The 26,243-nt window shown below is 69.4% G+C and carries 18 protein-coding genes and 1 pseudogene; 13 read left to right on the forward strand and 6 right to left on the reverse strand.

Features of this window, described 5'->3' with window-relative positions:
- Nucleotides 1-37 precede the first annotated feature (37 nt).
- Genes hemQ through hemL form a run of 7 tightly spaced genes read left to right on the forward strand, consistent with a single transcriptional unit; the run spans nt 38 to nt 7,530 of the window.
- Nucleotides 38-784: a hydrogen peroxide-dependent heme synthase gene (hemQ, locus tag ACQCSY_RS15390; RefSeq protein ID WP_427130101.1), complete on the forward strand. Its 747-nt coding sequence runs from the start codon at nt 38-40 to the stop codon at nt 782-784.
- Entirely contained in the window at nt 781-2,064 is a 1,284-nt protein-coding gene (locus ACQCSY_RS15395) for a ferrochelatase (RefSeq protein WP_427130102.1), read from the forward strand. The genes hemQ and ACQCSY_RS15395 overlap by 4 nt, the downstream gene beginning before the upstream one ends.
- The gene (hemC, locus tag ACQCSY_RS15400) at nt 2,061-3,059 is read left to right on the forward strand and encodes a hydroxymethylbilane synthase (RefSeq protein ID WP_427130104.1); all 999 of its coding nucleotides are present in this window, start codon (nt 2,061-2,063) and stop codon (nt 3,057-3,059) included. Before ACQCSY_RS15395 ends, hemC begins: the two co-directional genes overlap by 4 nt.
- A gap of 20 nt (nt 3,060-3,079) precedes the next feature.
- Nucleotides 3,080-4,066: a uroporphyrinogen-III synthase gene (locus tag ACQCSY_RS15405; protein ID WP_427130106.1), complete on the forward strand. Its 987-nt coding sequence runs from the start codon at nt 3,080-3,082 to the stop codon at nt 4,064-4,066.
- Nucleotides 4,063-5,043, forward strand: coding sequence for a porphobilinogen synthase (gene hemB, locus ACQCSY_RS15410; RefSeq protein WP_427130108.1), 981 nt, complete (start codon nt 4,063-4,065; stop codon nt 5,041-5,043). The genes ACQCSY_RS15405 and hemB overlap by 4 nt, the downstream gene beginning before the upstream one ends.
- Entirely contained in the window at nt 5,043-6,167 is a 1,125-nt protein-coding gene (locus ACQCSY_RS15415) for an LLM class flavin-dependent oxidoreductase (RefSeq protein WP_427130110.1), read from the forward strand. The genes hemB and ACQCSY_RS15415 overlap by 1 nt, the downstream gene beginning before the upstream one ends.
- A gap of 31 nt (nt 6,168-6,198) precedes the next feature.
- Nucleotides 6,199-7,530 carry a glutamate-1-semialdehyde 2,1-aminomutase gene (hemL, locus tag ACQCSY_RS15420; RefSeq protein WP_427130112.1) on the forward strand — a complete coding sequence of 444 codons (1,332 nt, stop codon included), beginning with the start codon at nt 6,199-6,201 and terminating at the stop codon, nt 7,528-7,530.
- A gap of 100 nt (nt 7,531-7,630) precedes the next feature.
- Here hemL and ACQCSY_RS15425 read toward each other — a convergent pair whose 3' ends face one another.
- The 4 genes from ACQCSY_RS15425 to ACQCSY_RS15440 all read right to left on the reverse strand — a co-directional run bounded on the left by ACQCSY_RS15425 (nt 7,631) and on the right by ACQCSY_RS15440 (nt 11,134).
- A complete protein-coding gene (locus ACQCSY_RS15425; protein ID WP_427130114.1) occupies nt 7,631-8,368 on the reverse strand; it encodes an amino acid ABC transporter ATP-binding protein in 738 nt (245 codons plus the stop codon).
- Nucleotides 8,365-9,129: an amino acid ABC transporter permease gene (locus tag ACQCSY_RS15430; RefSeq protein WP_427130116.1), complete on the reverse strand. Its 765-nt coding sequence runs from the start codon at nt 9,127-9,129 to the stop codon at nt 8,365-8,367. Before ACQCSY_RS15430 ends, ACQCSY_RS15425 begins: the two co-directional genes overlap by 4 nt.
- A gap of 3 nt (nt 9,130-9,132) precedes the next feature.
- Nucleotides 9,133-10,065, reverse strand: coding sequence for a substrate-binding periplasmic protein (locus tag ACQCSY_RS15435; RefSeq protein ID WP_427135860.1), 933 nt, complete (start codon nt 10,063-10,065; stop codon nt 9,133-9,135).
- Between the two features lie 358 nt (nt 10,066-10,423).
- Nucleotides 10,424-11,134 carry a 3'-5' exonuclease gene (locus ACQCSY_RS15440; RefSeq protein WP_427130118.1) on the reverse strand — a complete coding sequence of 237 codons (711 nt, stop codon included), beginning with the start codon at nt 11,132-11,134 and terminating at the stop codon, nt 10,424-10,426.
- Between the two features lie 94 nt (nt 11,135-11,228).
- Here ACQCSY_RS15440 and ACQCSY_RS15445 point away from each other — a divergent pair, with 94 nt between their 5' ends.
- From ACQCSY_RS15445 to ACQCSY_RS15455, 3 genes are all read left to right on the forward strand, one after another.
- A complete protein-coding gene (locus ACQCSY_RS15445) occupies nt 11,229-11,645 on the forward strand; it encodes an MGMT family protein (RefSeq protein WP_427130120.1) in 417 nt (138 codons plus the stop codon).
- 65 nt (nt 11,646-11,710) lie between these two features.
- Nucleotides 11,711-14,992, forward strand: coding sequence for an ATP-dependent helicase (locus ACQCSY_RS15450; protein ID WP_427135862.1), 3,282 nt, complete (start codon nt 11,711-11,713; stop codon nt 14,990-14,992).
- Nucleotides 14,989-18,657, forward strand: a complete 3,669-nt coding sequence (locus ACQCSY_RS15455; protein WP_427130122.1) for an ATP-dependent helicase — start codon at nt 14,989-14,991, stop codon at nt 18,655-18,657. Before ACQCSY_RS15450 ends, ACQCSY_RS15455 begins: the two co-directional genes overlap by 4 nt.
- Before the next feature lie 429 nt (nt 18,658-19,086).
- Here ACQCSY_RS15455 and ACQCSY_RS15460 read toward each other — a convergent pair.
- Nucleotides 19,087-20,250 (reverse strand): annotated as a pseudogene (locus ACQCSY_RS15460) (phosphotransferase); the annotation flags it as partial.
- 343 nt (nt 20,251-20,593) lie between these two features.
- Between ACQCSY_RS15460 and nudC the strand changes: the two are divergent.
- The 3 genes from nudC to ACQCSY_RS15475 all read left to right on the forward strand — a co-directional run bounded on the left by nudC (nt 20,594) and on the right by ACQCSY_RS15475 (nt 24,576).
- Entirely contained in the window at nt 20,594-21,571 is a 978-nt protein-coding gene (gene nudC / locus ACQCSY_RS15465) for an NAD(+) diphosphatase (RefSeq protein WP_427135864.1), read from the forward strand.
- A gap of 126 nt (nt 21,572-21,697) precedes the next feature.
- Nucleotides 21,698-23,863 (forward strand): ATP-dependent DNA helicase UvrD2, encoded by a 2,166-nt coding sequence (locus tag ACQCSY_RS15470; protein ID WP_427135866.1) that lies wholly within the window; start codon nt 21,698-21,700, stop codon nt 23,861-23,863.
- Nucleotides 23,863-24,576 carry a M48 family metallopeptidase gene (locus ACQCSY_RS15475; RefSeq protein WP_427130124.1) on the forward strand — a complete coding sequence of 238 codons (714 nt, stop codon included), beginning with the start codon at nt 23,863-23,865 and terminating at the stop codon, nt 24,574-24,576. The genes ACQCSY_RS15470 and ACQCSY_RS15475 overlap by 1 nt, the downstream gene beginning before the upstream one ends.
- Nucleotides 24,577-24,599: 23 nt before the next feature.
- Here the strand turns inward: ACQCSY_RS15475 and ACQCSY_RS15480 are convergent, their stop codons facing one another.
- The gene (locus ACQCSY_RS15480) at nt 24,600-26,075 is read right to left on the reverse strand and encodes a zinc-dependent metalloprotease (protein ID WP_427130126.1); all 1,476 of its coding nucleotides are present in this window, start codon (nt 26,073-26,075) and stop codon (nt 24,600-24,602) included.
- Between the last annotated feature and the right edge of the window lie 168 nt (nt 26,076-26,243).

Here is a 26,243-nt window from a genome sequence, read left to right on the forward strand (position 1 = left end):
TTCGACTTAGCTGCGGTGAAGGGGCAAGATGGTATCCATGAGCCACACTTCTGCCGAATCTGTCAGTAAAACCGGAGAAACAGTAACCGAAAAAACAGTAGCCGGAGAATCAGTACCCGAAGAAACAGCCGAGCAGTTCTTTACTCTCTGGACGGTCTTCAAGCGCTCCGCGGACGTCCTCCGCAGCGGTGAGGCGGCCGAGGAATTCGAGGCCCTGATGGGACGCCTGGCCGACGCCGGCGTGGTCCATCGCGGCAGCTACGACGTTTCCGCGATGCGCGCAGACGCCGATATCATGGTCTGGCTGCACGGCCCCCAGCCCGAAGCACTGCAGCGTGCCATCCGGGACATCCGGCGCAGCAAGCTCTTCGCCGGCACCGACATCGTCTGGTCCGCCATGGGCGTGCACCGCGAGGCCGAGTTCGCCAAGAACCACACCCCCGCCTTCTCCCGCGGCGTCGAACCGGCAGAGTGGCTTTGCGTCTATCCGTTCGTCCGCTCGTACGAGTGGTATCTTTTGCCCGACGCCGAGCGCGGCAAGATGCTCCGGGACCACGGCATGCTGGGCCGCGACTTCCCGCAGGTCATCTCCAACACGGTCTCCTCGTTCGCCCTGGGCGACTGGGAGTGGATCCTCGGCCTCGAGGCGCCCGAACTCGTGGACCTCGTGGACCTGATGCGCCACCTGCGGTCCACCGAAGCCCGCCACCACGTCCGCGAGGAAATTCCGTTCTACACCGGCCGCCGGGTCACCGCCGCGGAGATTGCCGAGGTCCTTGCATGAGCACCCCGCAGCCCCAGGACGCCGTGGCGGATGTGACAGCTGCGACCGCCATTAACGGGGTCACCGAGGCGGGCCGGATGGCCCCCAAGGAGTACGACGCCGTGCTCCTCGCCTCCTTCGGCGGCCCCGAAGGCCAGGAGGACGTCATTCCGTTCCTCCGCAACGTCACCCGCGGCCGCGGCATCCCGGACGAGCGGCTCGAAGAGGTCTCGCACCACTACCGCGCCAACGGCGGCATCAGCCCGATCAACCAGCAGAACCGCCAGCTCAAGGCCGGCATCGAGGCAGAACTGGCCACCCGCGGGATCGAGCTGCCGGTGTTCTGGGGCAACCGCAACTGGAACCCGTACATCCCTCAGACCCTCCAGGGCATGTACGACGCCGGGCACCGCAAGGTCCTCATGGTCACCACGAGCGCCTACTCCTGCTACTCCAGCTGCCGCCAGTACCGCGAGGACATCGGCATCGCGCTGACGGAAACCGGACTGGACGGAAAACTGGAAGTCGACAAGGTGCGCCAGTACTTCGACCACCCGGGCTTCGTCGAGCCGTTCATCGAAGGCACCGCCGCCGGCCTGGCCGATGTCCGCGCCCAACTGGCCGCGGCCGGCACCCCCGATGCCCCGGTGCACATCCTGTTCGCCACGCACTCCATCCCGACCCGCGACGCCGAAGCCGCCGGACGCTCCGAGGGCGAGCCGCGCCACTTCCAGGAGGACTCCGCCTACGTGGCCCAGCATCTGGCCAACGGGACCGAGGTCATCCGCCGGGTTGAAGCCGAGACCGGCCTCTCCGCCCCGTGGTCCCTCGTCTACCAGTCCCGCTCCGGCGCGCCGCACGTGCCGTGGCTCGAACCCGACATCAACGACGCCATCGGAGAGCTCGCCGGCCAGGGCGTCAAGGGCATCGTGATCGTGCCGCTGGGATTCGTCAGCGACCACATGGAAGTTGTCTGGGATCTGGACACCGAGGCGCTGGAAACCTGCGGCAGGCTCGGCCTGGCCGCCACCCGCGTCCCCACCCCCGGAACGCACCGCAAGTTCATCGGCGGCGTCGTGGACCTGATCTGCGAGCGGACCGCCGCGAACAACATCGCGGACCGGCCGCACCTGACAGAGCTCGGGCCCTGGTACGACGTCTGCCGCCCGGGCTGCTGCGCGAACTTCCGCGGGGAGAAGCCCAGCATCGCAGGAGCCGACACCACCGTCGGCACTGGACACGATCCTTACCCGGAGTCATCGACCGCCGGCACCCCGGCGGCTCGTCAGGCAGCACTGTGACCGTCCGGATCGGCACCCGCGCCAGCAAACTGGCCCTCACGCAGACCCAGCAGACCGCGGACCAGCTGTCCGCCGTCGGCGGGTTCCCCGTGGAGCTGGTCCACATCAGGACCGACGGCGACGTCCTCACCGGCTCGCTGTCCCAGATGGGCGGCACCGGCGTCTTCGTCGCCGCGCTGCGCGATGCCCTGCTGCGGGACCAGTGCGACGTCGCGGTCCATTCCCTGAAGGACCTCCCCACCGGGGCGGCCCCCGGGCTAACCCTTGCGGCCACCCCCAAGCGGGCCGACGTCCGTGACGTCCTCTGCGCCCGCGACGGCCTCAATCTCGCCGACCTGCCCGCCGGAGCGACGGTAGGCACCGGCTCTCCGCGCCGGGCCGCACAGCTGCGCGCCGCACGGCCGGATCTGGACATCCGGGACATCCGCGGCAACGTGGACACCCGGCTGGGACGCGTCCACGGGCTCCCGGGCAATACCTCCGACGCCGTCGTGGAGGGCAAGAGCTGCGACCTCGACGCCGTCGTGCTCGCCGCCGCCGGCCTGTACCGGATCGGAAGGCTGGACGCGGTCAGCGAGTACCTCGAAACCGACGTCATGCTGCCTGCCGCGGGGCAGGGATCCCTCGCCATCGAATGCCGGACCGCCGACGCGCCCCGCAAGGCAGGATCCACCGAAGGCTCGCAGGGCGTGCTGGCACAGGCCCTCGCGGCCCTCGATGACCCCGACACCAGGCTCGCCGTCACTGCGGAACGGGCTCTCCTCGCCCGGCTTGAGGCAGGCTGCGCTGCTCCGGTGGGCGCCTACGCCTACCGCAAGGGCAGCATGCTGCACCTCGAAGCCGTGGTCTGCGCCGTCGACGGCACAGCGACCGTTCGCGACCGGAAGGCCACCGACGGTCTGACCGAGGTCGGGGCAACGCTGCTGGGGATCGAGCTGGCTGAGGCACTGCTGGCCCGCGGCGCCGCCGACATCGCGGACCTGGCCGCTTCCTGAACCGGGGGATCCATCACTTCATGGGACGGCACAGCGGCCGCAGCCAGCCGGACGGGAAGCACGACGTCAGCGTGCTGGCCGGCGCCCGGGTCCTGGTGGCCCGCAGCCCGGACCGTGCCGGGGAGCTGGTGTCAGCCCTCCGCGGCGTCGGTGCCGAGCCCCTGTTGCTGCCACTCATCGACTTCGAGGTGGCCAGCGACCAGCATTCCCTGGATGTCGCCTTCGATGCCCTCGGGGCCGGGGCCTACTCCTGGCTCGTGATCAGCAGCGTGACCACCGTCCAGGTACTGGAGGCCAAGGCCGCCGAACGCGGTGCGACCCTCGGCACGTGGCTGCCCGGCAGCGTCCAGGTGGCTGCGATCGGCCCCGCCACGCGACGCGTCATCGAGTCCAGGGGCATCTGCGTCGACCTGGCACCCACAGGCCTGCAGTCCGGCACCGGCCTGGTAGGGATTTGGGCCGAGGGCCGGGGCAGTGTGCTGCTGCCGCAGGCCGACCTTGCCGATCCCCGGCTCCGCCGGGGCCTGGAGTCGCGGGGCGCTTCCGTCCAAGCCGTCACCGCCTACCGGACCGTGGATTACCCGGCCGATCCGGGCCGCAACCTGCCCGCCTGCCAGCCGCCGCTTGAACAGCACGAGGCCGGGCCGCCGCCGGCAGTTCTCACGGCCGCCGAAGCGAAACGTGAGATCGGCGCCGGCCGGTTGCACGCCGTCGTCGCCGCTTCACCAAGCGCCGCCCGCCGCATCCACGCAGAGCTCGCCCCGCTCGGTGGCTGCCGTTTCGTGGCCATCGGCCGCTCGACGGCGGGGGAGGCGGAGACACTGGGACTCACCGTCGCTGCCGTCGCCGAAGCGCCGACCGCCTCGGGTCTCGTCGATGCGGTCGTCCGGTCACTGGCGGCTGCGTCTTTCCCCGCCCCTCATCCGCCCGCACCACATCCGCCCGTACCCCATCGGACTGCACCACTTCCGCCTTCGGCGGAGCACCCAGCGAAGGACAGAACATGAGCTTTCCGACCCACCGCCCCCGCCGGCTCCGCACCACCCCGGCCATGCGCCGGCTGACCGCCGAGCACCGCCTGTCCGCGGCGGAACTCATCCTGCCCGCCTTCATCCGGGAGGGCCTGACCGAGCCCAACCCCATTGCCTCGATGCCCGGGGTGCAGCAGCACACCACCGATTCACTCAAACGCGCCGCCGCCGAGGCCGTGCGGCTGGGCGTCGGCGGCATCATGCTGTTCGGCGTCCCCGCGGAACGCGACGCGCGCGGCACCGCCTCACTGGACCCGGACGGCGTGCTGAACAAGGCCATCCGCGATGTGCGGGCCGAGGTCGGCGACGACCTCGTGGTCATGAGCGACGTCTGCCTCGACGAATTCACCGACCACGGCCACTGCGGCGTCCTCGACGCCGACGGCTACGTGGACAACGACGCCACCCTTGAGATCTACGGCCAGATGGCCGTGGCGCAGGCGGACGCCGGCGCCCACGTCCTGGGCCCCTCCGGAATGATGGACGGCCAGGTCGGCGTGATCCGGCAGGCGCTCGAGGATGCCGGGCACGCCAACACCGCCGTCGTGGCCTACGCCGCGAAATATGCCTCCGCGTTCTACGGCCCCTTCCGCGAGGCGGTCGACTCGCAGCTGACCGGCGACCGCCGCACCTACCAGATGGACGCCGCCAACCGCCGGGAGGCGATCCTCGAAGTGGACCTGGACCTGGCCGAAGGCGCCGACATGGTCATGGTGAAGCCCGCCATGAGCTACCTCGACATCCTGGCCGACGTCGCCGCCATGAGCCCGGTGCCGGTCGCGGCCTACCAGATCTCCGGAGAGTACTCGATGATCGAGGCCGCCGCCGCCAACGGCTGGATCGACCGCCGGGCCGCCATCACCGAATCCGTCCTGGGCATCAAGCGGGCCGGTGCCAACATGGTCCTCACCTACTGGGCGAGCGAACTCGCCGGCTGGCTGAAGGAGTCCTGATGGCCACCGCCCCTGTACCTTTGCTTGCGCCGTCCGACCCGCCCACCGGGGCGTCCCCGACCGCCCCGGTGGGGCCGGACCGCATTCTCCTGGGCCTGAACACCTTCGGCGACGTCGGCGTCTTCCCCGACGGGCACCCCGTGCCGCATGCCCAGGTCCTGCGGCAGCTCCTGGAACAGGCCGAGCTCGCGGACGAGGTCGGCCTCCATGCCTTCGGCGTGGGGGAGCACCACCGCCGCGACTTCGCGGTGTCCGCGCCCGAGGTTTTTCTTGCTGCCGCGGCCGCGCGGACCAAGAACATCAGGCTCGGCTCGGCCGTGACCGTGCTCAGCTCCGATGACCCCATCCGGGTCTTCCAGCGCTTCTCCACGGTGGACGCCATCTCCAACGGCCGGACCGAGGTCATGCTGGGCCGCGGCTCCTTCGTCGAGTCCTTCCCGCTGTTCGGCCTCGACCTGGCCGACTACGAGGTCTTGTTCGAGGAAAAGCTCGAGCTTTTCGACAAGGTCCGGGCGCAGACGCCCGTCCACTGGGAGGGCCGCACCCGCCCGGCCGTCAACGGGCTCAGCGTCTATCCGCCGCTGGAACACCATCTCCTGCCGGCCTGGATCGGCGTCGGCGGCACCCCCGAGTCGGTGCTGCGCTGCGCCGAGTATGGCTATCCGGTCATCTTCGCGATCATCGGCGGCCAGCCGCGCTCCTTCGCCCCGCTGGCCGGCCTCTACCGCGAGGCCATGGCCAAGTACGGTCACCCGATGCAGCAGGTGGCCACACATTCACCCGGCCACGTCGCCGCCACCGATGAGAAAGCCCGCGAGGAGTTCTTCCCGCACTGGATCGCGATGCGCAACCGGATCGGGTCCGAGCGCGGCTGGGGCCCGGGCAGCCGGGCCGAGTTCGACGCCATGTGCACCGACGAGGGAGCGCTCTACGTCGGCTCCCCGGAAACCGTGGCCGCGAAGATCGCCCTGCTCAAGAAAAACCTGGGCGTGGACCGGTTCGACCTCAAGTACAGCAACGGCACCCTGCCGCACGCGGCCATGATGCGGTCCATCGAGCTGTTCGGTACCGAAGTGGCGCCCCGCGTGGCAGCCCGGCTGGCCGCAGCCTCACCGGCGAACTGAACCGGCCCGGCGAACTGAAAGAATAGGAACCATGACTTCCAGCATGCCTCGCAACGAGGAACTCTTTGACCGCGCCCGCCAGCTGATGCCGGGCGGCGTCAACTCACCCGTCCGCGCCTTCGGCTCCGTGGGCGGGACGCCGCGTTTCATGGTCTCCGCCAAGGGCCCGTACCTGACGGACGCCGACGGCGTCGAGTACGTGGACCTGGTCTGTTCGTGGGGCCCGGCGCTGCTGGGACATGCCCACCCCGCGGTCCTCGCGGCCGTGCACGCCGCCGTCGACCGCGGTTTGTCCTTCGGTGCGTCGACGCCGGACGAGTCCAATCTGGCGGCCATCGTCAAGGAACGCGTCCCGGCCGCCGAGCGCGTTCGGATGGTGTCCACCGGCACCGAGGCGACCATGACGGCGATCCGGCTGGCCCGCGGCTTCACCGGCCGCGATCTCATCATCAAGTTCGCCGGCTGCTACCACGGCCACCTCGACGGGCTCCTGGCCGCTGCCGGCTCGGGCCTCGCGACCCTCGCCCTGCCCGGCTCCGCCGGCGTCACGGCGGCCACCGCGGCCGAAACCCTGGTGCTGCCGTACAACGACCTCGCCGCCGTCGAGGCCGCCTTCGCCAAGCACGGTCCCAACATCGCGGCCGTGATCACCGAGGCCGCGCCCGCCAACATGGGCGTGGTCACCCCAGGTGTTGGATTCAACGCCGGACTCTCGCGCATCACCCGCGACCACGGAGCCCTGCTGATCCTCGACGAAGTCCTCACCGGCTTCCGGACCGGCTACTCCGGCTACTGGGGCCTCACGGGCGGGGCCGCAGACGCCGCCGAACCTTGGACCCCGGACCTGCTGACCTTCGGCAAGGTGATCGGCGGCGGCATGCCGACGGCGGCCCTCGGCGGACGCGCCGACGTCATGGACTACCTCGCGCCCCTTGGCCCCGTCTACCAGGCCGGCACCCTCTCCGGGAACCCGGTGGCCATGGCCGCCGGCGTCGCGACCCTGACGCACGCCACGCCCGAGGTCTACTCCTTCGTGGACGCCCGCTCGCTCGAACTCTCCGCGGCGCTGTCCTCCGCCCTGGACGCGGCCGGCGTGGACCACTCGATCCAGCGGGCCGGCAACCTGTTCTCGGTGGCCTTCGGCACCTCCGCCCGCGGCGTCCGCAACTACGACGACGCCCAGGGCCAGGAAGTCTTCCGCTACGCGCCGTTCTTCCACTCCATGCTGGACGCCGGCGTCTACCTGCCGCCGTCGGTCTTCGAGGCCTGGTTCCTGTCCGCCGCCCACGACGACGCCGCGATGAACCGGATCTTCGACGCCCTGCCGGCCGCAGCCCGGGCCGCTGCCGCCGCGAAGGCCTGACTTTCCGCTGACGCCGGTTCCGGCGCCGTTCTTAAACACCTTGGGCACCCGCCGCGGCGGGTGCCCAAGGTGTTTAATCGCGTGCCGGCCACGCGCCGGATCAGAGGACGTCGGAGAGGAAGCCCTGAAGCCGTTCCGTCCGCGGAGCCGTGAAGAGCTGCTCCGGCGGACCGGACTCCACCACGACGCCGGCGTCCATGAAGGTGACGGTGTCCGAGACGTTTCGGCAGAACCCCATCTCGTGGGTGACAACCACCATTGTCATGCCGTTGCTGGCCAGATCCGCCATCAGGGCCAGGACGCCCTTGACGAGCTCCGGGTCAAGTGCCGATGTCGCCTCATCGAAGAACATGACTTCGGGCTTCATGGCCAGGGCCCGGGCGATGGCGACGCGCTGCTGCTGGCCTCCGGACAGGTTGGCGGGCCGGGCGTCCGCCTTGTGCCTCAGACCCACGAGGTCAAGCTGCTCCAATGCATCGGCCCGTGCCTGCTCGGCCGGAAGCTTCCTGAGCTTGCGCAGCGCGAGCGAGACGTTGTCCGCCACGGTCTTGTGCGGGAAGAGGTTGAACTGTTGGAAGACCATGCCGATGCGCTGGCGCAGTTCGTCAGGGTTGTCCTTGAGCACGGACCGCCCGTCCAGCAGGATGTCGCCCTGGTCGGGCTCGATCAGCCGGTTCATCACCCGGAGCAGCGTGGACTTGCCGGACCCGGACGGGCCGATTACCGAGGCGGTGGTGCCTTTCTCGACGTGCAGATCGATGCCCCGGAGCACGTGGTTGGAGCCGAAGGACAGATGCAGGTTCTTGCCGGTCAGCGAGCCGGACGCGAATTCACTCATGCCTGCGCCCCCTTTCCTACGACGGCGGCGAGGTCGTCGGGTTCCTTCTTCTCGGGCCGGCCAGTACGCAGCCGCCTGTCGATGTAGTTCACCAGATGGGTGAGCGGCACGGTGAGCAGCAGGTACAGCATGGCTGCCGCAATGAGCGGCGACAGATTGCCGGAGTTTGCTGCTGCGTCGTTGCCGATCCGGAAGATCTCGCGCTGGCTGGCCAGCAGGCCCAGGAGGTAGACCAGGGAGGACTCCTTGATCAGTGTGATCAGCTGGTTAACCAGTGCAGGCAGCACACGCCGGACACCCTGGGGGATGACAACCAGCTGCATCGAAGAGGAGTAGCTGAAGCCGAGGGCCCTGGAGGCTTCCATTTGGCCCTTCTCCACGCTCTCGATGCCCGAGCGGAAGATCTCGCCGATGTAGGCCGCGGCCATGAGGGTCAGGGCCAGGATGGCCAGCGGGAAGGGGTTTGTGGAACCCGTGACTTGCCGGACCACCGGTCCCAGTCCGATCCCGATCAGCAGGATGATCACAATGGCCGGCACGCCGCGGAAGATGTCGGTGTAGATCCGGGACAGCCATCGCAGGACGGAGACGCGGGAGGTGCCCATGACGGCCAGCACCATGCCCAGGACGCACCCCAGGATGCCTGACGTGATGGCCAGGATGAGGGTATTGGGCAGTCCGACGGTAAACATGGCCGGGAGAACCGCGCCCATGGCCTTCCAGTCGAAGAAGGTCTGGAACAGCTGATCGAGAGCGTCCATGGGTCAGCCCTGGGGCAGCACGACAGCCTTGCTGCCGGGCTTCCAGGTCTTGGGGGTTTCACGGTCCGGGTACCACTGCTTGACCAGCTTGGACCAGGTTCCGTCGGCGATCACAGCGTCGAGGCCGGAGTTCAACGCGTCGATCAGCGGCTGGTTCTTGGAGTTCACGGCGAACGCGGTGAAGTTCTGGGTGTTGATGATCGTCTCGGCGATCGCGGAGTTGTCGCTTTCCTTGACCTGGCCGCTGGCCTGCTGCGACGGCGCAACCCACGCGTCCACCTGGCCGTTCTTCACGTTGGCGTAGGCGGTGTTGTAGTCCGCGAAGCGGACCGGCTCGATCTGCAGGGTGTTGGTGACGTAGTCATCCTGGACGGTGCCCTGGACGACGGCGATGCGCGTGTCCTTGGTCAGGTCCTTGAAGCCCTTGATGGCGGCGTCCTTCTTGGCGACGACGGCCATGTAGCCGAAGTCGTAGCCGTTGGTGAAGCCGACGTTTTCGCGTCGCTTGTCCGTGGTGGAGATCGAAGAGGATCCCATGTCGAATTGCTTGTTCTGCACTTGTGCCAGGAGAGCGGAGAAATCGGTGGCCGCGAATTCGACTTTCAGGCCCAGCTTGTCGCCGACAGCGCGGAGGAGCTCGTTATCGAAACCCGTGAAGACGCCGTCCTTGATGAAGATGTTGGGCGGGGCGTCGGAGAGGGTGCCGACGTGAAGGGTGCCAGGAGTGATCAGGCCCAGTGCGGCCTTGTCGACCTTGTCCAGGGGCGTGACGTCCTTGGTCGTGTACTTGTCCAGGGCGGTCTGGTCGCTCCCCTTCAGGGCGTCGGTCGGGGACGCTGTCGGCTGCGCAGCCCCGCCGCCGCACGCGGCCAGGGAGACGGCCACGGCAATCGCCACAGGAACAGTAGTCAGCCACTTCATGGCTTTGATTTTCATCACGCAATCACTTTCATCGGGGTTCACTGGGATCCTGGGAGCGGTGCGACGCCCCCGGCTACGGGCCTGTGCACTATCAAGGCAGGCCAGCCGCGAAACAATATTGTCTCACCCGCCCCTGACACGCGGAGAAATCGAATAAGTGGAAGCTGCACGAGAGCATGACCGAATCAGGTTCAGCCCCGGAGTCGTGCTGCAGTGCATCGCGGATCCGCAGACGGGCTCGACGGAACGAATGACTTGACCGTGCGCGGTGAGGTGCCGGTCATGTATGTGTGAGTTATCTCGCAAACGCTGGCATGTGGAGCCGCGGACGTCTACTTTCGGGGCTTTCAGCGTGGACTGGCGGCGCCGAGTGTCAGAAGTCGCCGCGGCTGGCGTCCTCGGGCGGCAGCACCGGCCAGTCGCCTTCGATCTCGGCGGCCGGTTTGGTCTTGCGCAGATACGTCTGGAAGTCCGAGGCCTGGGCGGAGGCCCACTCGACCTGGAGCTGGTGGAGGTGGCTGGCCGGCATCCTGAGCTTGGGGAACTTCCCGGCCATGGCGTCCAGCATGCGCAGGGTCGCCAGCGCGTCGGCCGCCGAGGTGTGCGCATTGTCCAGGCTGACGCCGTACTCCTCGCACAGGGCCGTGAGCGTGCGCTTGCCCTTGCGGTAGCGGTCTACCTGCTTGTTCATGATGTACGGGTCCAGAACGGGAAAGCGGCTCAGTTGCGGGACGCCGTAGCGGGCCGATTCGGCGGCGAGCACGGTGAAGTCGTAGCGGGCGTTGAAGGCGATGACGGGCACACCGGTATCGAAGAGCTCCTCGAGGACCGCCGCGAGTTCCCGGGTCACCTCCGCGGCCGGGCGGCCCTCGCGGCGCGCCTGTTCCGTGGTGACGCCGTGGACGTCACTGGCCTCCGCCGGAATCTCCACGCCCGGATCGGCGAGCCATTCGTGCTCCTTGATGACCCCGCCGTCGGCGTCCACCACGGTGACCGACGCTGTGACGATCCTTGCGGCGCGGGAGTTGCGGCCTGTTGTCTCGAGGTCGAAGGCTGCGCGGGGGAGGCTGTTCCAAGTGCTCATGCTTCAACGCTACCTGCTGCCTCCGACAGTTTTTGACCGCCTCTCCTGCCGCCGTCCTCATCGCGCACCAGCCCGCAGCGGCTAGGCTGGATCGATGCGGTCGGAGTATGTAGAGGCGGTGCTGGAGCTGGTGGCTCTCATCCCGGCCGGCACTGCGGTGGCCTACGGGGACGTCGCGGAACTCCTCGGCTCCGGAGGCCCCCGTCAGGTCGGCTCCGTCATGAGCCATCACGGCAGCGCGGTCCCTTGGTGGCGGGTCCTGAAAGCCAGCGGAGACGCCCCGCCCGGGCACGAGCATGAGGCCCTGGCACGGTATCTCGTGGAAGGCACCCCGCTGCGGGGAAGCTACACCGACTACCTCCGCACGGGCGAAGGGCGCTGGCGTGTTGACCTGGCGTCGGGCCGCTGGGCACCCACCGAGGCCGACTTCGACAGGATTGATGCCATTGCCGAGCGCCTGGACCGGGAGTTCCGTCAATTGTCGGTGCCGGATGATGAAATGACTGTGTGAGTACCCCCCGCCAAAAGTCCCAGCCCGGCAGCACTTCCCGCAGTACCTCCGCCAGTACCGCCGGGCTGCGCCTGCTGCCGCCACGGACGCAGCACAGCGCCGTCCCGGTGCTGACGCCGGACCAGTTCGCCGCCGTCGACGTGCCGCACGGTTCCGGGCCCGTCCTTGTGCCCGGGGCACCCGGCACCGGAAAATCCACGGTCCTGGTGGAGGCCGCCGTCCGCCGTGCGCAGCGGGACGGCCTGGACCCGGAGCGGATGCTGATCCTGGCACCGGGACGGCTCGCCGCGGATTCGCTCCGGGACCGCTTCACGGCCCGGCTGGACCGGAGCCTGAGTACGACGCCGGCGCGCACCTGGGCGTCGTACGCCTTCGATCTGATCCGGCGCGCCAAGGCGGGAGGCATCCTGCCGCTGCCGCGTCCGCCGAAACTGCTCTCCGGACCGGAACAGGACCTGATCATCAAGGAACTGCTCGAAGGGCATGCCCTGCCCGGCCTGGAGCTGCCCTGGCCGGAAGACCTGGGGGCTGCCCTGCAGACCCGGGGTTTCCGGCAGGAAGTGCGCCAGCTCTTTGACCGCATCATCGAATCCGGGCGGACCGCGGAGGATCTGTCCGCCCTGGCCGGGCGCTGCAACCGGCCCGACTGGGCCGCCGCCGCCGCGCTGTATTCCGAGTACCGGGACGTCCTGGACCTCCGCATGCCCGAAGCCTTTGATCCCGCCGGCATCATCACCGCAGCACGCCAGATCTTCCAGGATGCGCCGGAATTCCTGGCCGCTGAGCGGGAGCGGCTGCAGCTGATCCTGGTGGACGACATCCAGGAGGCGAATCCCGCGGTGTTCGAACTGCTCGCGGACATCGCGGCAGGCAAGGACGCCATCATCACCTCATCCCCGGACACCGTGGTCCAGGGCTTCCGCGGGGCGCGGCCGGACCTCGTGGCCGAGCTGCCCCGGCTGCTGGCCCCCGCAGCCGGAGCGGTCCTGGAACGTCCGCTCTGGTTCACCCACCGGCACGCTCCCGCCGTGGCGGAGTCCTGGCTGTCGGTGGCCGGGCGCATCTCCCGCCGCGCCGGCGGGCAGTCCGCACGACGGCTGGAACAGCCCCGCCCGGACGCCTCCACTGATGGCACGGGCCCTGATGGCACCGGCAGCGTCGAGGCGCACCTGCTGCCGTCCCCGGTCCACGAACTGCGCTACGTGGCGCAACGGATCCTGGAAGCCCAGCTGAACGACGGCCGTGAGCTCGGCGAGATCGCCGTGATCGTTCGCAACGGCGGCCAGCTCAGCCAGCTGCAGCGGTACCTCGCCGGCCAGGGGATCCCGGTCCGGATTCCCGTGGCCGAATCCGCCGTCCGGGACGAGGTCGCGGTCCGTCCCCTGCTGGACGCCTATGCGGTGGCACTTGACCCGGCCACGCTCACCCCCGAGTCGGCCGTGTCCCTGCTGACGTCCCGGATCGGCGGGGCAACCTCGATCGAACTGCGGCGGCTGCGCCAGTCGCTGCGGCGGGAGGAGATCCTGGGCGGCGGCGGCCGCACCAGCGACGCCCTTCTGATCGAGGCCCTGCTGGAGCCGGGCTCCCTGGCCACGCTCGGCATCGAGGGGCACTCCGCCCGCCGGATTTCCCGGATGATCAGCGCCGGACGGGAGGCTGCCGGGGCACCCGGCGGCAACGCCGAGACCGTGCTCTGGGCGCTCTGGCACTCCACCGGACTTGCTGCCCGCTGGACCGAGGCCGCCCTGGCCGGGGGATCCGCCGGCGCCCGGGCAGACCGCGACCTCGATGCCATGATGGCGCTGTTCCACACCGCGGAACGCTTCGTGGACCAGCTGCCCGGGTCCGGCCCGGAGCAGTTCCTCGAATACCTGCTCAGCCAGGAACTTCCCATGGACACCCTTGCCGCGAGGGCGCAGCTCGAGGATGCGGTGGAACTCATGACGCCCGCCAGCGCCGCCGGACGGGAATGGCCGGTCGTCATCGTGCCGGGGCTGCAGGAAGGCGTGTGGCCCAACACCCGGCTCCGCGGCGAACTGCTCGGCAGCACCTTGTTTGCCGACGCCGTCGAACACGGAGTGGAGTACGCCCTGCAAATGGATCCGCTCAGCCGGCTGCGCGAAATCCGCTATGACGAGCTGCGGAGCTTCTCCACCGCGGTCTCCCGGGCCCGGGAGGTGCTGATCTGCAGCGCCGTCTCCTCGGAGGACGAGCAGCCGTCCTCCTTCCTGGACTATGCGGCCCCCCTGCGCCCGGATCAGAGCCGGCGCGGCTTCACCCCGGTGGAGCGTCCGCTGACACTGCGCGCCCTCGTGGCCGAACTGCGCCAGTACGCCCAGCTGGACGCCGATGCTGCCGAATCCCTTGAGGCAACCGCCGTGCTGGGTGCCCTGGCCACCGCGCGGCCGCCCGTGGCGGGGGCGCACCCGGCGAGCTGGTGGGGCCTGGCACCGTTGTCCTCCGAAGAGCCCGTGGTCCCGCCGGGCGGCACGGTCTACGTCTCGCCGTCGAAGGTCGAAACCGTGCAGAAATCGCCCCTTGACTGGTTCATCCAGGCCGCCGGGGGCGAGGCGGCGACGGATTTCGCCCGCAGCCTGGGAACCCTGGTCCACGCCATCGCCCAGGACCTCCCGGACGCCTCGGGAAGCGAATATGTCGCGGAACTCGTCCGGCGCTGGCCCGCGCTCGGGATGAAGGACAACTGGGAAGGGAAGCTGGACTTCCAGCGGGCCGAAGCCATGGTCCGCAAGCTCGCGCAGTACGTACTGGTCATGCGCAGCGAAGGCCGCTGCCTGCTGGGCGTCGAGCAGGACTTCGAGGTGAAGCTGCCGGACGTTTCGGCGGACACCCGTGCCGGATCTACCGGTCCAGACTCCGGCCCGGACTCCGGCGACGAGACCTGGCTCGCCCGGCCCGCCGTTCTGCGGGGCCAGGTCGACAGGCTGGAGATCGACGCCGAGGGCCGCCTGGTCATCGTGGATCTCAAGACCGGCAAACGCCAGCCCGGCAAAGCGGACCTCGAACGGCATCCGCAGCTGGGCGCCTACCAGGCCGCCGTGCTGGCCGGGGGTTTTGCCGGCCCCGACGACGGTCCGCCGCCGCTACCGGGCGGTGCCGTCCTGGCCCAGCTCGGCACCGGGACCAAAAGCCCGGGTATCCAGGCGCAGGCCGCGCTGGACCCCCAGGAGAACTGGGCGCTCGACTTGGTCAACGACGCCGCCCGCGTGATGTCCGGGAGCACCTTCGAGGCCCGCCACGATCCGTCCAAGGGGGGCCACGGCGGTCACGGCTGCCGGCTCCCCGAAGTCTGTCCGCTGTGCGTGCGTGGAAAGCAGGTTACCGAATGACCCCCGATGCCCGGACGACAGGCCTTCCGGCACCGCAGCCCGTGCAGCAGCCTGGACAGCTGCCTGTTCCGCTCCCTGTCCCGCGGTTCAGCCCGGAGGAACTGTCCGCCCTGCTGGGGGAGAGTAACAGCCCCACGGCCGAACAGTCCCTGATCATTTCCTCGCCATTGTCGCCGCGGCTCGTCATTGCCGGAGCAGGCTCGGGAAAGACCGCCACCATGGCGGACCGGGTGGTGTGGCTGGTGGCCAACGGCTGGGTCCGGCCGGAGGAAGTGCTCGGCGTGACCTTCACCCGCAAGGCAGCCGGGGAACTTGCCACCCGGATCCGCGCCAAGCTGGCCGCCCTGCAGCGCATCGCCGCGGCTGACGCGCAAAACCAAAACAAGCTCTTCCCGGCCGGGCTGCTCAGCACGGACGCGCTCGAACCCAAGGTCTCCACCTACCACTCGTACGCCAGCGGCATCGTGTCCGACTACGGCCTCCGGCTCGGCGTCGAACGCGACGTCGTGCTGCTCGGCGGCGCCCAGTCCTTCCAGCTCGCCAGCGAGGTGGTGGAAGCCTTCGACGGCGACTACGAGCATTTCCGGTCGGCCAAGTCCACCCTCGTCAAAGCGGTTATCCAGCTCGCCGGTGAGTGCGCGGAGCACCTCCAGGATCCCGCCCAGGTCCGCCGATGGCTGCTGGAGCGGATTGCCGGGTTCGAATCGCTTCCCTACCTCGCCAGCGCCAAGAAGAACCCCAGCCAGGCTGCGGGAGAGCTCAGCGCGATGCTGCGCACCCGGGCGAGCGTCGCGGACATGGTGGGCCGCTATTCCGAGGCGAAGCGGGCCAGGGGAGCCCTGGATTTCGGCGACCTCGTGGCCCTGGCGGCGAGGGTAGCCAATGAGATCCCGGTGGCGGCGCAAATGGAGCGCCAGCGCTACAAGGTGGTGCTGCTGGACGAGTTCCAGGACACCTCCCATGCCCAGTTGGTGCTCTTCTCCAGGCTCTTCGGTGACGGCCACGCCGTGACCGCGGTGGGGGATCCGAACCAGTCCATCTACGGCTTCCGCGGCGCCTCCGCCGGCCAGCTCTTCCACTTCGTCCGCGAATTCCCGGTGCGGACTGCCGGTCAAGACACCGCCGGACAAGACACTGACGTGGAGGACACCGGCGCGGCCCCGGCTGGCGCGGCCCCGCGCTTCGCCGTGGCACCGACGTCGTACCTGACCACTGCGTGGCGCAACGGCCGGAACATCCTCTCCGCCGCCAACCTCATTTCCGCCCCCCTCAGCAAGACCGCGGCCCATGCCGGTGCCGCCGGCACCCGGGACACCGCCGAAGCCGTCGAAGTCCCGCCACTGCAGCCCAGCCCGGCCGCGGTCCAGGGCAGGGTCGTGATGGGACGGTTCGCCACGGACGAGGCCGAGGCCGCGGCGATCGCGGGCGACGTTTTGAAGTTCCGGGTGACCGACTTCGACGCACCGCAGGCGGCGGAAACCTTCCCTCCGGCCATGGCCGTGCTGTGCCGGCGCAGGGCCCAGATGGAATGCATCCGCCGGGAGTTCGAGCTGCGGGGCATTCCCTATGAGATCGTCGGGCTCGGCGGGCTGCTGGATACGCCCGAAATCATCGACCTCGTCGCGACGCTCAGGGTCCTGGCCGATCCCGGCCGCTCGGACTCCCTGATGCGCCTGCTGGCCGGTGCACGCTGGCGGATCGGCCCTGCGGACCTGATGGCGTTCCGGGACTGGTCAAGTTTCCTCGCGCGGCGCCGGGGGCGCCCTGGCAGTTCCTACACGGAAGACGACATTGGCGACACCGCCGACACCGACGCGGCCGTGATCGAGGGTGACCTCACGGATGCCGCCAGCCTCGTCGAAGCACTGGACTGGCTGCCCCGCGAGGGCTGGACCTCATCGCACGGCCGCCGGCTGAGCCCCGAGGCCCAGGACCGGCTAAAGCGCCTGTCCGACGAGCTCCGGCAGCTGCGCAGCTACATGGGGGATGACCTCACCACCCTGCTCGGCGAGGTCGAGCGGGCCATGCTCCTCGACATCGAGGTGGCGGCCCGGCCCGGGATCAGCATCCATCAGGCACGCCGGAACCTGGACGCCTTCCAGGACGCCGCCGCCGGATTCCTGCACACCTCGCAACGGATCGACGTGCTGGCCTTCCTCGCCTGGCTTGAGGCCGCGGCCGCCGAGGAGAACGGGCTCGATGCCGCCGCGCCGGAAGTGAACCATGAGGCCGTCCAGCTTCTGACCGTGCACGCCTCCAAAGGCCTGGAATGGGACGTTGTGTTCGTGCCCGGGCTCAACTCCGGGGCGTTCCCCAGCAGCCGGGACTCACGCTGGAGCAGCGGAAGCGCGGCCCTGCCCTGGCCGTTGCGCGGCGATCGCGCCGACCTGCCGCAATGGGACCTGGATCAGCTGGACCAGAAAGGCTGGCTCGACGCCGAGAAGGACTTCAAGTCCGCCGTCCAGGCCCACGGCGAAGCCGAAGAGCGGCGCCTGGCCTATGTGGCCTACACGCGGGCCAAACACGTGCTCTGGACCTCGAGTGCCGCGTGGGTGGGTTCCCGGGCAGGCATGGCCGGGATGTCGCCCTTCCTGGCAGAACTCGAAGGCCTCGCGGCCGAAGGCGCGGCCGAGATCCACCCCCTGTCCGAGAGCGAGGAATCGCTGCCGGAGGAGAGCCCGTTGACCTCCGAACTCGAAGTCGCCGTGTGGCCCTACGACCCCCTGGAAGGGCCGTCTGACCCCCGCACGGGGGCGCGGCTGAGGCTTGTTCCGGGCCGCCGGGCGGCCATGGAATCAGCAGCCGCCCGGGTGCTGCGCGTGATGGACACCCGTGCGCTTGATCCCGACGCCGTAAACGCGGCGCCCGATGACGGCGCCCTCAGTGACGCCCTGAGTGACGCCTTGGCGGCTGCCACCGGCGGGGAAAAGCGGCGCCTGCTGCGCGGCCCCGCGGCGGGGTGGGCCCGGGAAGCGGCGACGCTGCTGGAACGCCGGTCCCGGCGCACCGCAGTGCAGGACGTCCACCTGCCGGGCCACATCTCGGCTTCGACGCTGGTGGACCTTGAGGACGACGCGGGTTCCGTCGTGGCCCGGCTGCGGCGCCCCGTTCCGCGCGAACCGGGGATGTCGGCCCGGAAGGGCACGGCCTTCCATGCCTGGGTGGAGGAGTACTTTGGCGCGGCCGGCATGCTGGACCTCGGCGAGGCAGCCGGTTCGGATGACCATATCGACGAGGCTTACGGGCTGGATTCCATGGTGGAAACCTTCCGCCAGTCCGAGTGGGCCCACCGCGCCCCCGCCCATGTCGAGGTCCCCGTCGAGACTCGGATCGTTGACGTGGTGGTCCGCGGCCGGATCGACGCCGTGTTCCGGGACGCCGACGGCGGCTGGGACCTGGTGGACTGGAAAACCGGCCGCCGCCCCTCCGCCGCCCAGCTGAAGGTCAAGGCCGTCCAGCTCGCCGTGTACCGCCTGGCCTGGTCCCGGCTCAAGAGGGTCCCGTTGGAGGACGTCAGGGCCGCGTTCTACTACGTGGCGGACAACCAGGTGGTCCGCCCGCACGATCTGGGATCGGCGGACAGACTCGAGGAGATCGTGGCCACGGCCCTCGGGAGGAGCGCGGTGGGCAAAGGAGCGCAAGCGGATTTGACCAGGCCGATTTGACCAGGCCGATTTGACCGGCGGACTCGGTAAGCAGGCTTAGAGGGACTTTGCCTCGACTACCGTGATTGCGGCGGTCGAGGTGTCATCTCCCGGATTCGGCTGCACAACGGTGATCGACTGAGTCGAGGCGTCGTGGGCGGCTGAGACGGCAGGCGTGCCCCCGGCAACTTCCTGCCCGACGTTGTCAGCGGCGGCGTTGTCAGCGGCGGCGTTGTCCGTGGAGTCGCGGGGGCCGTCGTCCGGTGAGCCTGCGCTGCCTGGCTCGCCGTCGGCCTCGCCCTGCGCGGCGACGGCTGCGCCGTGCTCGCCTTCGCGTTCGTCCCCGTCGACTGCGCCGCTGACCTCGCCGCCCTGCGCGCCTTCGGCCGCGCCCGGCTCGGCGACGGCTGCGCCGTGCTCGCCGCCGCCCTGATGGCCGTCGACTGCGTTGCCACCCTCGGCCGGTGAGTCTTCGTCGTCGTCGTTCGTCACGTCGGCCGGGATCGGCGTCACGTGCACGGCCGGCATCGCGTTGCTGGCTGGAACCGCGTCCGGTCCGGACACCCCGTCCTGGGCGAGCAGGGTCACCTTGCTGACGGCAGGCATGGCAGGGACGTCAGCCCCGTCCGCATCCTGCTGGCTGCCGGGTCCGGGGGGCGCGACCGGCCGGGGCAGAGGTTCCACGCTGATGGGCTGGCCGCCGTGTTCCGCGACGTCGTCGGCCAGTGCAGTGAGCATGGACTCGGCCTCGTGGATCATGTCCTGGTTTCCGGCGGCCAGGCCCTTGACCAGGTACTGGGCCAAGGCAAATTCAGCTGACAGTGCCGCACGCCGCAGCAGGTGGGCATCGGGAATGTCCCGCCGGCTGGAGGTGTAGTGTTCCAGCACCGCGCTCACGAAGTCCTGCTCGTTCGAGGCGACCAGCCAGGCCATGTCGTCCGCCGGGTCGCCGATGCGCAGATCGGTCCACCCGGTCACGGCGGTCACGCGGTCGCCGTCGACCAGGAGGTTGTCCTCGTGCAGGTCGCCGTGGACCACGCAGGGATTGAAGCGCCACAGCGACACATCTTCCAGCGCGTGTTCCCAGCGCCGCAGCAGCAGCGGCGGGATCTTGCCCGTCGTCGCGGCCTGGTCCAGTTCGTTGAGGCGGCGCTGCCGGAACTCGTTGGGCGTGTAGCTCGGCAGATCGGCGTTGCTGACGAGGGTCCGGGGCAGGTCGTGGATGGCGGCCAGGGCTGCCCCTATTTCCCGGGCCAGAACGGCGGATCCGCTGCTGAGTTCCTCGACGGAACGGGTGGCTCCGGCCAGATGGGAATAGACAAAGGTGCTGAGCGGGCCCTGCCGGACGGTCCCGGCCACCGTGGGCATCAGGAACGGCAGCTCTGCCCGGATGCCGGGGACGAAGGCGCGAAGCACCAGGAATTCCGTCTCCAGGCGGGCGCTGGCCTCGGCGTGCCGCGGCGAGCGGACGCGCCAGCGTTTGCCTTCGGAGTCGAGGAGGAGGGCTGAGTCGAAGTCTGCCGGATCGTCGGGCGCAGAGCTGACGGCGGTCGGTGTCAGGCCGGGGACCGCCGCGGTTGCTACAGCTGCCAGTTCGATTGGTTTTCTTCTCACGCTTCCACGGTAGATTGAGCGGCGCCCAAGACAGCGATGTACCACGGCGAGTCTCCAGATCAGGTCGAAATTGCGCAGCGGATTCCGCTCCGGCTCCGCCCGTCCCGGCCACTTCGATGGCGCGTTCCTGCGCCTGCAACGCCGGCGGAAAATGTCAATTGTCTGCCCGAGTCAGTACGGTGGGTATATGAGTCTTGCGGAGTCACCGGCACCAGAGAACGCGCCCTCTGAAAACGCGGCACCAGAGAACGCGGCACCAGAGAACGCGGCATCGGAGAACACCGCATCGGCAGTGACGGCGCCGGAAAGCTCTCCGGGGCACAGGCTGACGGCCAACCACCTGATGGATACGGTCCTTCCGGTGCTCCCCGCGCTGATCGATCGTGGATCCGCGGCCCGGATGAAACCCGGAATGCTCGGCGAGCTGGTCCGCTCCGGCACCGCGCGGGCCATGGTGCTCTCCGGCCGGCAGGCCCTCGTCAGCGGAAACAGCCTTGTCCTCCTCGACGCGGCGGAAATCGCAGAGCACCTCCAGGACACCCCCTACGTTCCGCAGGATCTGATCTATCTGGGTTCAGCCCTGGCCGGCTCGGACCTCGACGCGGGCACCGAGCTGGTCCTTTTCATCCTTCCGCAGCAGTTTGAGATCCGGGCCGAGGAGTTTGAGGCGCATGTGGCCGGCATCCCGGACGCCGCGCAGTGGGCGGGCTTCCGGGAGGTCGCCGCCCGCCTGAACCCGACGGACACCGCGCTGTTCATCGAAGCCAGTGCCATTGCCAACTGGCACGCCACGCACACCCACTGCCCGCGGTGCGGCAACCCTACGCAGCCGGAAGCCGGGGGCTGGGTCCGCCGTTGCCCCGCTGACAACTCCGAGCACTACCCCCGCACGGATCCGGCCATCATCGTCACAGTGGTGGGCCCCGATGACCGTCTGCTGCTCGGCGGCGGTGGTCCCCTCGACGCCCGGAACTATTCGACCCTTGCCGGCTTCGTCGAGCCCGGGGAGTCGCTCGAACAGGCTGTGCAGCGCGAAATCGGTGAGGAGGTCGGGGTGCGGGTCACCGCATCCCAGTACCTGGGATCCCAGTCGTGGCCCTTCCCCGCCTCGCTGATGCTCGGCTTCACCGCCACGACCCCGGACACCGAGGCCCGGCCCGACGGCGTCGAGGTGACCCGGGCGCGCTGGTTCAGCCGCAGCGAACTGCAGGAAGCGGTCCTCAGCGGCGAGATCATCATCTCCACCCGGCTCTCCATCGCCCGTTCCCTGATCGAGCACTGGTACGGCGGCGTCATCCAGGACCGCCCGGATACCCCGTGACGCCCCTGACCACAGCCCCGCATGGCGGGACCTAACGGAGCCGCCGCACGGCAGCCCGCCACCCACAGGACACCCTCTATCGACTGAGCAGCAAAAGTGACCACAGAGAATCTGAACTTCAGCGCAATCCCCGGCAGCGAGCCCGACGACGGCAACTCAGCAGGCGGCCCGGCTCCGGACAACCGCTCCCTCGAGGAGCGGATCCTCGGCGGCCTCGACGCCGAACAGCGCGAGGTCGCCAGCGCCCTGCACGGGCCCATGTGCGTGCTGGCAGGCGCCGGCACCGGCAAGACCCGCGCCATCACCCACCGCATCGCCTACGGCGTGCACTCGGGGGTGTACAGCCCGCAGCGGCTCCTTGCCGTCACGTTCACCGCGCGGGCGGCCGCGGAAATGCGCAGCCGGCTCCGTGACCTGGGGGTCGGCAATGTCCAGGCCCGCACCTTCCACGCCGCGGCGCTGCGGCAGCTGCAGTTCTTCTGGCCCCAGGCTGTGGGGGGTGTCCTGCCCAATCTGCTGGACCACAAGGCGCAGATGATCGCAGAGGCGGCGCGCCGGCTCCGGCTCAGCACCGACCGGGCCTCCATCCGCGACCTCGCCTCCGAAATCGAGTGGGCCAAGGTGTCGATGCTGACGCCCGCCAACTACCTGGAAAACGCCCAGGGCCGGGGGAATCCCGGTGGCTTTGACCTGACCGCCGTCGCGCGGGTCTTCCAGTCCTATGAGGACGTCAAGACGGACCGGAACGTCATCGACTTCGAGGACGTGCTGCTGATCACGGTCGGCATCCTGCAGGAGGATCCCAAGGTGGCCGCGACCGTCCGCGAGCAGTACCGGCACTTCGTCGTCGATGAATACCAGGACGTCTCGCCGCTGCAGCAGCGGCTCCTAGAACTGTGGCTGGGCGGCCGCGATGACCTGTGCGTCGTCGGCGACGCCAGCCAGACCATCTACTCCTTCACGGGCGCCTCCCCGAAGCACCTGCTCGGTTTCAAGGCCATGTACCCCGAAGCCCACATGGTCAAGCTGATCCGCGACTACCGTTCCACCCCGCAAGTGGTGAAGCTGGCCAACGATCTGCTGGCGGGACGGCGCAGCGGCGGTCCCGTCGCCGACGCCGCCTGGGCCACCCCATTGCAGCTCGTGGCGCAGCGGCCGGCTGGCCCGGTGCCGCGGTTCACCGAATGCTCCGACGACGAGGCCGAGGCCGCCACGGTGGCCGCCCGGGTCGGCGAACTGCTCGACGCCGGTACCCCGGCAAGCCAGGTCGCGGTGCTGTTCCGCACCAACGGACAGTCCGAAGCCTACGAACAGGCGCTGGCCTCCGCCGGGATCGGCTACCAGCTGCGCGGCGGTGAGCGTTTCTTCGCCCGCAAGGAGGTCCGTGACGCCATTCTCCAGCTCCGGGCCGCCACCCGTGCGGCAGCCGAAACCGCCACGCCCGAGCCACTGGGCCAGCTGGTCCGCGACATCGTGGCCTCCCTGGGCTACTCCGACTCGGCGCCGCACAGCGGCGGAGCCCTCCGGGAACGCTGGGAATCGCTCGCCGCGCTGGTGGCACTGGCGGACGAGCTCGTGATCAGCAGGGGCGAGCACTTCAGCCTCTCGGACTTTGTCAACGAGCTCCAGGAGCGGTCCCTGGCCCAGCACGCACCGACCGTCCAGGGCGTGACCCTGGCCTCGCTGCACGCCGCGAAGGGCCTCGAATGGGACGCCGTGTTCCTCGTGGGGCTGAGCGAAGGGCTCGTGCCGATTTCCTTCGCTGACACTCCCGAAGCCGTGGACGAGGAACGCCGGCTGCTATACGTGGGCATCACCCGCGCCCGCGAACACCTGTTCCTGTCGTGGTCCACAGCCAGGACGCCGGGCGGCCGGGCCAACCGCAAGCCCTCGCGCTTCCTGGACGGGCTGCGGCCGGACTCCGTGGCCAGCTCCTCGATCCGCGGCAAGGGCGCGGCGCCGCGCCGGAAAGCCGCTGTTCCGGCGTCGTGCCGGGTCTGCGGAACCATGCTCTCCAGCGGTGCTGAACGCAAGGTGGGGCGCTGCAACCAGTGCCCGCCCAGCTACGAGGAGCAGACGTTTGACGCGCTCCGGCAATGGCGCAAGGACGTGGCTCTCGCGGCCGACGTCCCCGCCTTCGTGGTCTTCACCGATGCCACGCTGACCGCCATCGCCGAAGCCCGCCCGGAATCGCTCGAACAGCTGGCAACACTCGCCGGGGTGGGCCCGTCCAAGCTGGAGAAGTACGGTGAAGCCGTCCTGGCGGTCCTTGTCGAAAGCACCAGCCTCTGATGCCGGGCTCTGCGAACGGCCCCGCCAAAGCCACGGCTATACCGGCGGCCGCCCCGCTGACCACCGCCGACGGCGCCCCGGTGGAAGTGCGCCGCTCTGCCCGACGACGCCGGACGGTCGCCGCGTTCTGGGAAAACGGCACCGCCGTGGTCGCCATTCCCGCCTCCTTCAGCAGGGCGCAGGAACGCGAATGGGTGCACCGGATGCTCGAGAAACTCCGGCTCCAGGGCGCGCGGGGAGCCAGCGGCGCCGGCCGGCGCCGTCCGCGCAGCGACGCCGCCCTGGCTGCCCACGCAGCTGAGCTCTCCGCGAAGTATCTCGGCGGCCGCGCCGTCCCGTCCTCGGTCCGCTGGGTCAGCAACCAGAACTCGCGCTGGGGATCGGCGACGCCGTCAGACGGAACCATCCGGCTGTCCGAAAAGCTCCATCCCATGCCGCAGTGGGTCATCGACTACGTGCTGCTCCACGAACTCGCACACCTGCTGGTGGCCGGCCACAACGCCGCGTTCTGGCGGCTGCTGGAGGCCTATCCGGAGACGGCGCGGGCCAAGGCATTCCTGGAGGGCGTCTCCTTCGCGACGTCGCGCGGCCTCGCGCCGGCAGGGAGCGACGGCGCGGACGATGGCACGGACGACGTCGAGGTCGCCGACGGCATGGCGGGCGGACAGCAAGAAGCCCCGGACGGAACCTGCGTTCCGGCCGGGGCCAGCTGAGCTAGTCGTTAAGCTTCGGGTCGTTAAGCCTTGGGATTCCCGCCTGCATCCGGGCCGCCGTCCTCACGGTCGGCGTCGTCGTCCGCTACCGGGGGCTCGCCGGAGTCGTCCCTGGGGGACTCGGCGGCCTCCGCGGACCCGGTATCGGCGGGCTCATCGAAGCCGCCGCTGAGCAGCTTCTGCAGGGCGTCGTCAACGTCGGTGTCGCTGGCCTCGGCCAGCTGCCGCCGTTCGCTGAAACCCTTGGGATCGTCCAGGTCCTCCGCGGTGGGCAGCAGATCCGGGTGCTGCCAGATGGCGTCCCGGCCGTCGATGCCGCGTTCTTCCTTGAGCGAGGCCCACAGCGTGGCTGCCTCCCGGAGGCGGCGCGGCCGCAATTCGAGCCCCACGAGGGAGGAGAACGCGTGTTCGGCCGGGCCTCCGGTGGCGCGGCGCCGTCGGACGGTCTCGCGCAGCGCCGCGGCCGAGGGCAGCAGCTTCTCCGTGGCGGCCCACGTCAGTTCGTCCACCCAGCCCTCCACCAGGGCGAGGGCCGTCTCGAGTTTTTCGAGGGCCTGATCCTGGGCGGGCGTGCGCTGCGGCATGAAGACGCCCTGGGACAAAGCCTCCTGGATGCCCTCGGGGTTGCTGGGATCCAGGTCCCGGGCGAGTTCCTCGATTTTCGATGTGTCGATGTGGATGCCGCGGGCGTAGGCCTCGATGGCGCTGAGGAGGTGTCCGCGCAGCCACGGAACCTGCACAAACAGGCGGGCGTGGGCCGCTTCACGGACGGCCAGGAACAGCCGGATGTCGTTCTCCGGGAGGCTGAGGCCTTCACCGAACTTCGCCACGTTGGCGGGCAGGAGCGCCATTTGCAGGTCGGCGAGGGGCACCCCGATGTCCGTGGAGCTGACCACCTCGGCTGAGAGGGCGCCGATGGCCTGGCCCAGCTGCATGCCGAAGATGGCCCCGCCCATGTTCTGGATCATCGAGGAGGCGCCGCCCATCATGGACTTCATTTCCTCCGGCATCTGCTCCGTCATGGCTGCGGACAACGCATTGGCGATGCTGTTGGCGACGGGTTCGGTCAGCCGTTTCCACGTGGCCAGGGTCTCTTCGACCCACTCGGCGCGGGACCAGGCCCTGCCGATCAGCCCCGTGGCCGGCAGCCCGGTGACCTGATCGAGCCACAGCTCGGCGAGCCGCAGGGCTTCATCGACTTCGCGGGACTGCTGGGCGGTGACGGAGGGATCGGTGCCGCTCGCGGCGACCCGCCGGGCGTTCTCATGCGCCAACTGCCAGTTGACGGGGCCCTCGGTGGAGGCGCTCATCATTGCCTGGACCTGGGAGAACATCTGGGCCAAAAGGTTCGGATCATCAGGCAGGCCCGCGGCCTTGGCGAGTTCGGCGGGGTCGATATTCCCCATGCCCTGGCCGCCCATGAGGTTCTTGAGCATTTCTGCCAGCGGATCCTTGGGTTCCTCGTCGCCATTGGACGGATTGAGTGGGTTGGAGGTCATGATCCCGCCGATCGTCGGTGTGGCTGTTTCTCAACTTCACGGTACCCCGCGGCAAGACGGGCTGTCTGCCGAAACTGTGCCACGTTCGCTGTAGGCAAAGAGCCGTCCCGGCGGCCGAGCGCGTAGTGTGGGTAGCTGGAATATTTGCAGGCGGCAGCCTCGGGTTAG

Origin of the sequence: Pseudarthrobacter sp. S9 (genome assembly GCF_050156545.1) — a bacterium.
Classification (GTDB): Bacteria; Actinomycetota; Actinomycetes; order Actinomycetales; family Micrococcaceae; genus Arthrobacter.

Bases quoted from the DNA above. Each gene is read 5' to 3' on its own strand.
- ACQCSY_RS15440 (WP_427130118.1), bottom strand. From the start codon at position 11,134: ATGAGCACTTGGAACAGCCTCCCCCGCGCAGCCTTCGACCTCGAGACA.
- hemB (WP_427130108.1), top strand. From the start codon at position 4,063: ATGAGCTTTCCGACCCACCGCCCCCGCCGGCTCCGCACCACCCCGGCC.
- ACQCSY_RS15405 (WP_427130106.1), top strand. From the start codon at position 3,080: ATGGGACGGCACAGCGGCCGCAGCCAGCCGGACGGGAAGCACGACGTC.
- ACQCSY_RS15425 (WP_427130114.1), bottom strand. From the start codon at position 8,368: ATGAGTGAATTCGCGTCCGGCTCGCTGACCGGCAAGAACCTGCATCTG.
- ACQCSY_RS15415 (WP_427130110.1), top strand. From the start codon at position 5,043: ATGGCCACCGCCCCTGTACCTTTGCTTGCGCCGTCCGACCCGCCCACC.
- ACQCSY_RS15480 (WP_427130126.1), bottom strand. From the start codon at position 26,075: ATGACCTCCAACCCACTCAATCCGTCCAATGGCGACGAGGAACCCAAG.
- ACQCSY_RS15430 (WP_427130116.1), bottom strand. From the start codon at position 9,129: ATGGACGCTCTCGATCAGCTGTTCCAGACCTTCTTCGACTGGAAGGCC.
- ACQCSY_RS15475 (WP_427130124.1), top strand. From the start codon at position 23,863: ATGCCGGGCTCTGCGAACGGCCCCGCCAAAGCCACGGCTATACCGGCG.
- ACQCSY_RS15395 (WP_427130102.1), top strand. From the start codon at position 781: ATGAGCACCCCGCAGCCCCAGGACGCCGTGGCGGATGTGACAGCTGCG.
- ACQCSY_RS15435 (WP_427135860.1), bottom strand. From the start codon at position 10,065: ATGAAAATCAAAGCCATGAAGTGGCTGACTACTGTTCCTGTGGCGATT.
- ACQCSY_RS15455 (WP_427130122.1), top strand. From the start codon at position 14,989: ATGACCCCCGATGCCCGGACGACAGGCCTTCCGGCACCGCAGCCCGTG.
- hemQ (WP_427130101.1), top strand. From the start codon at position 38: ATGAGCCACACTTCTGCCGAATCTGTCAGTAAAACCGGAGAAACAGTA.
- nudC (WP_427135864.1), top strand. From the start codon at position 20,594: ATGGATACGGTCCTTCCGGTGCTCCCCGCGCTGATCGATCGTGGATCC.
- hemL (WP_427130112.1), top strand. From the start codon at position 6,199: ATGACTTCCAGCATGCCTCGCAACGAGGAACTCTTTGACCGCGCCCGC.
- ACQCSY_RS15445 (WP_427130120.1), top strand. From the start codon at position 11,229: ATGCGGTCGGAGTATGTAGAGGCGGTGCTGGAGCTGGTGGCTCTCATC.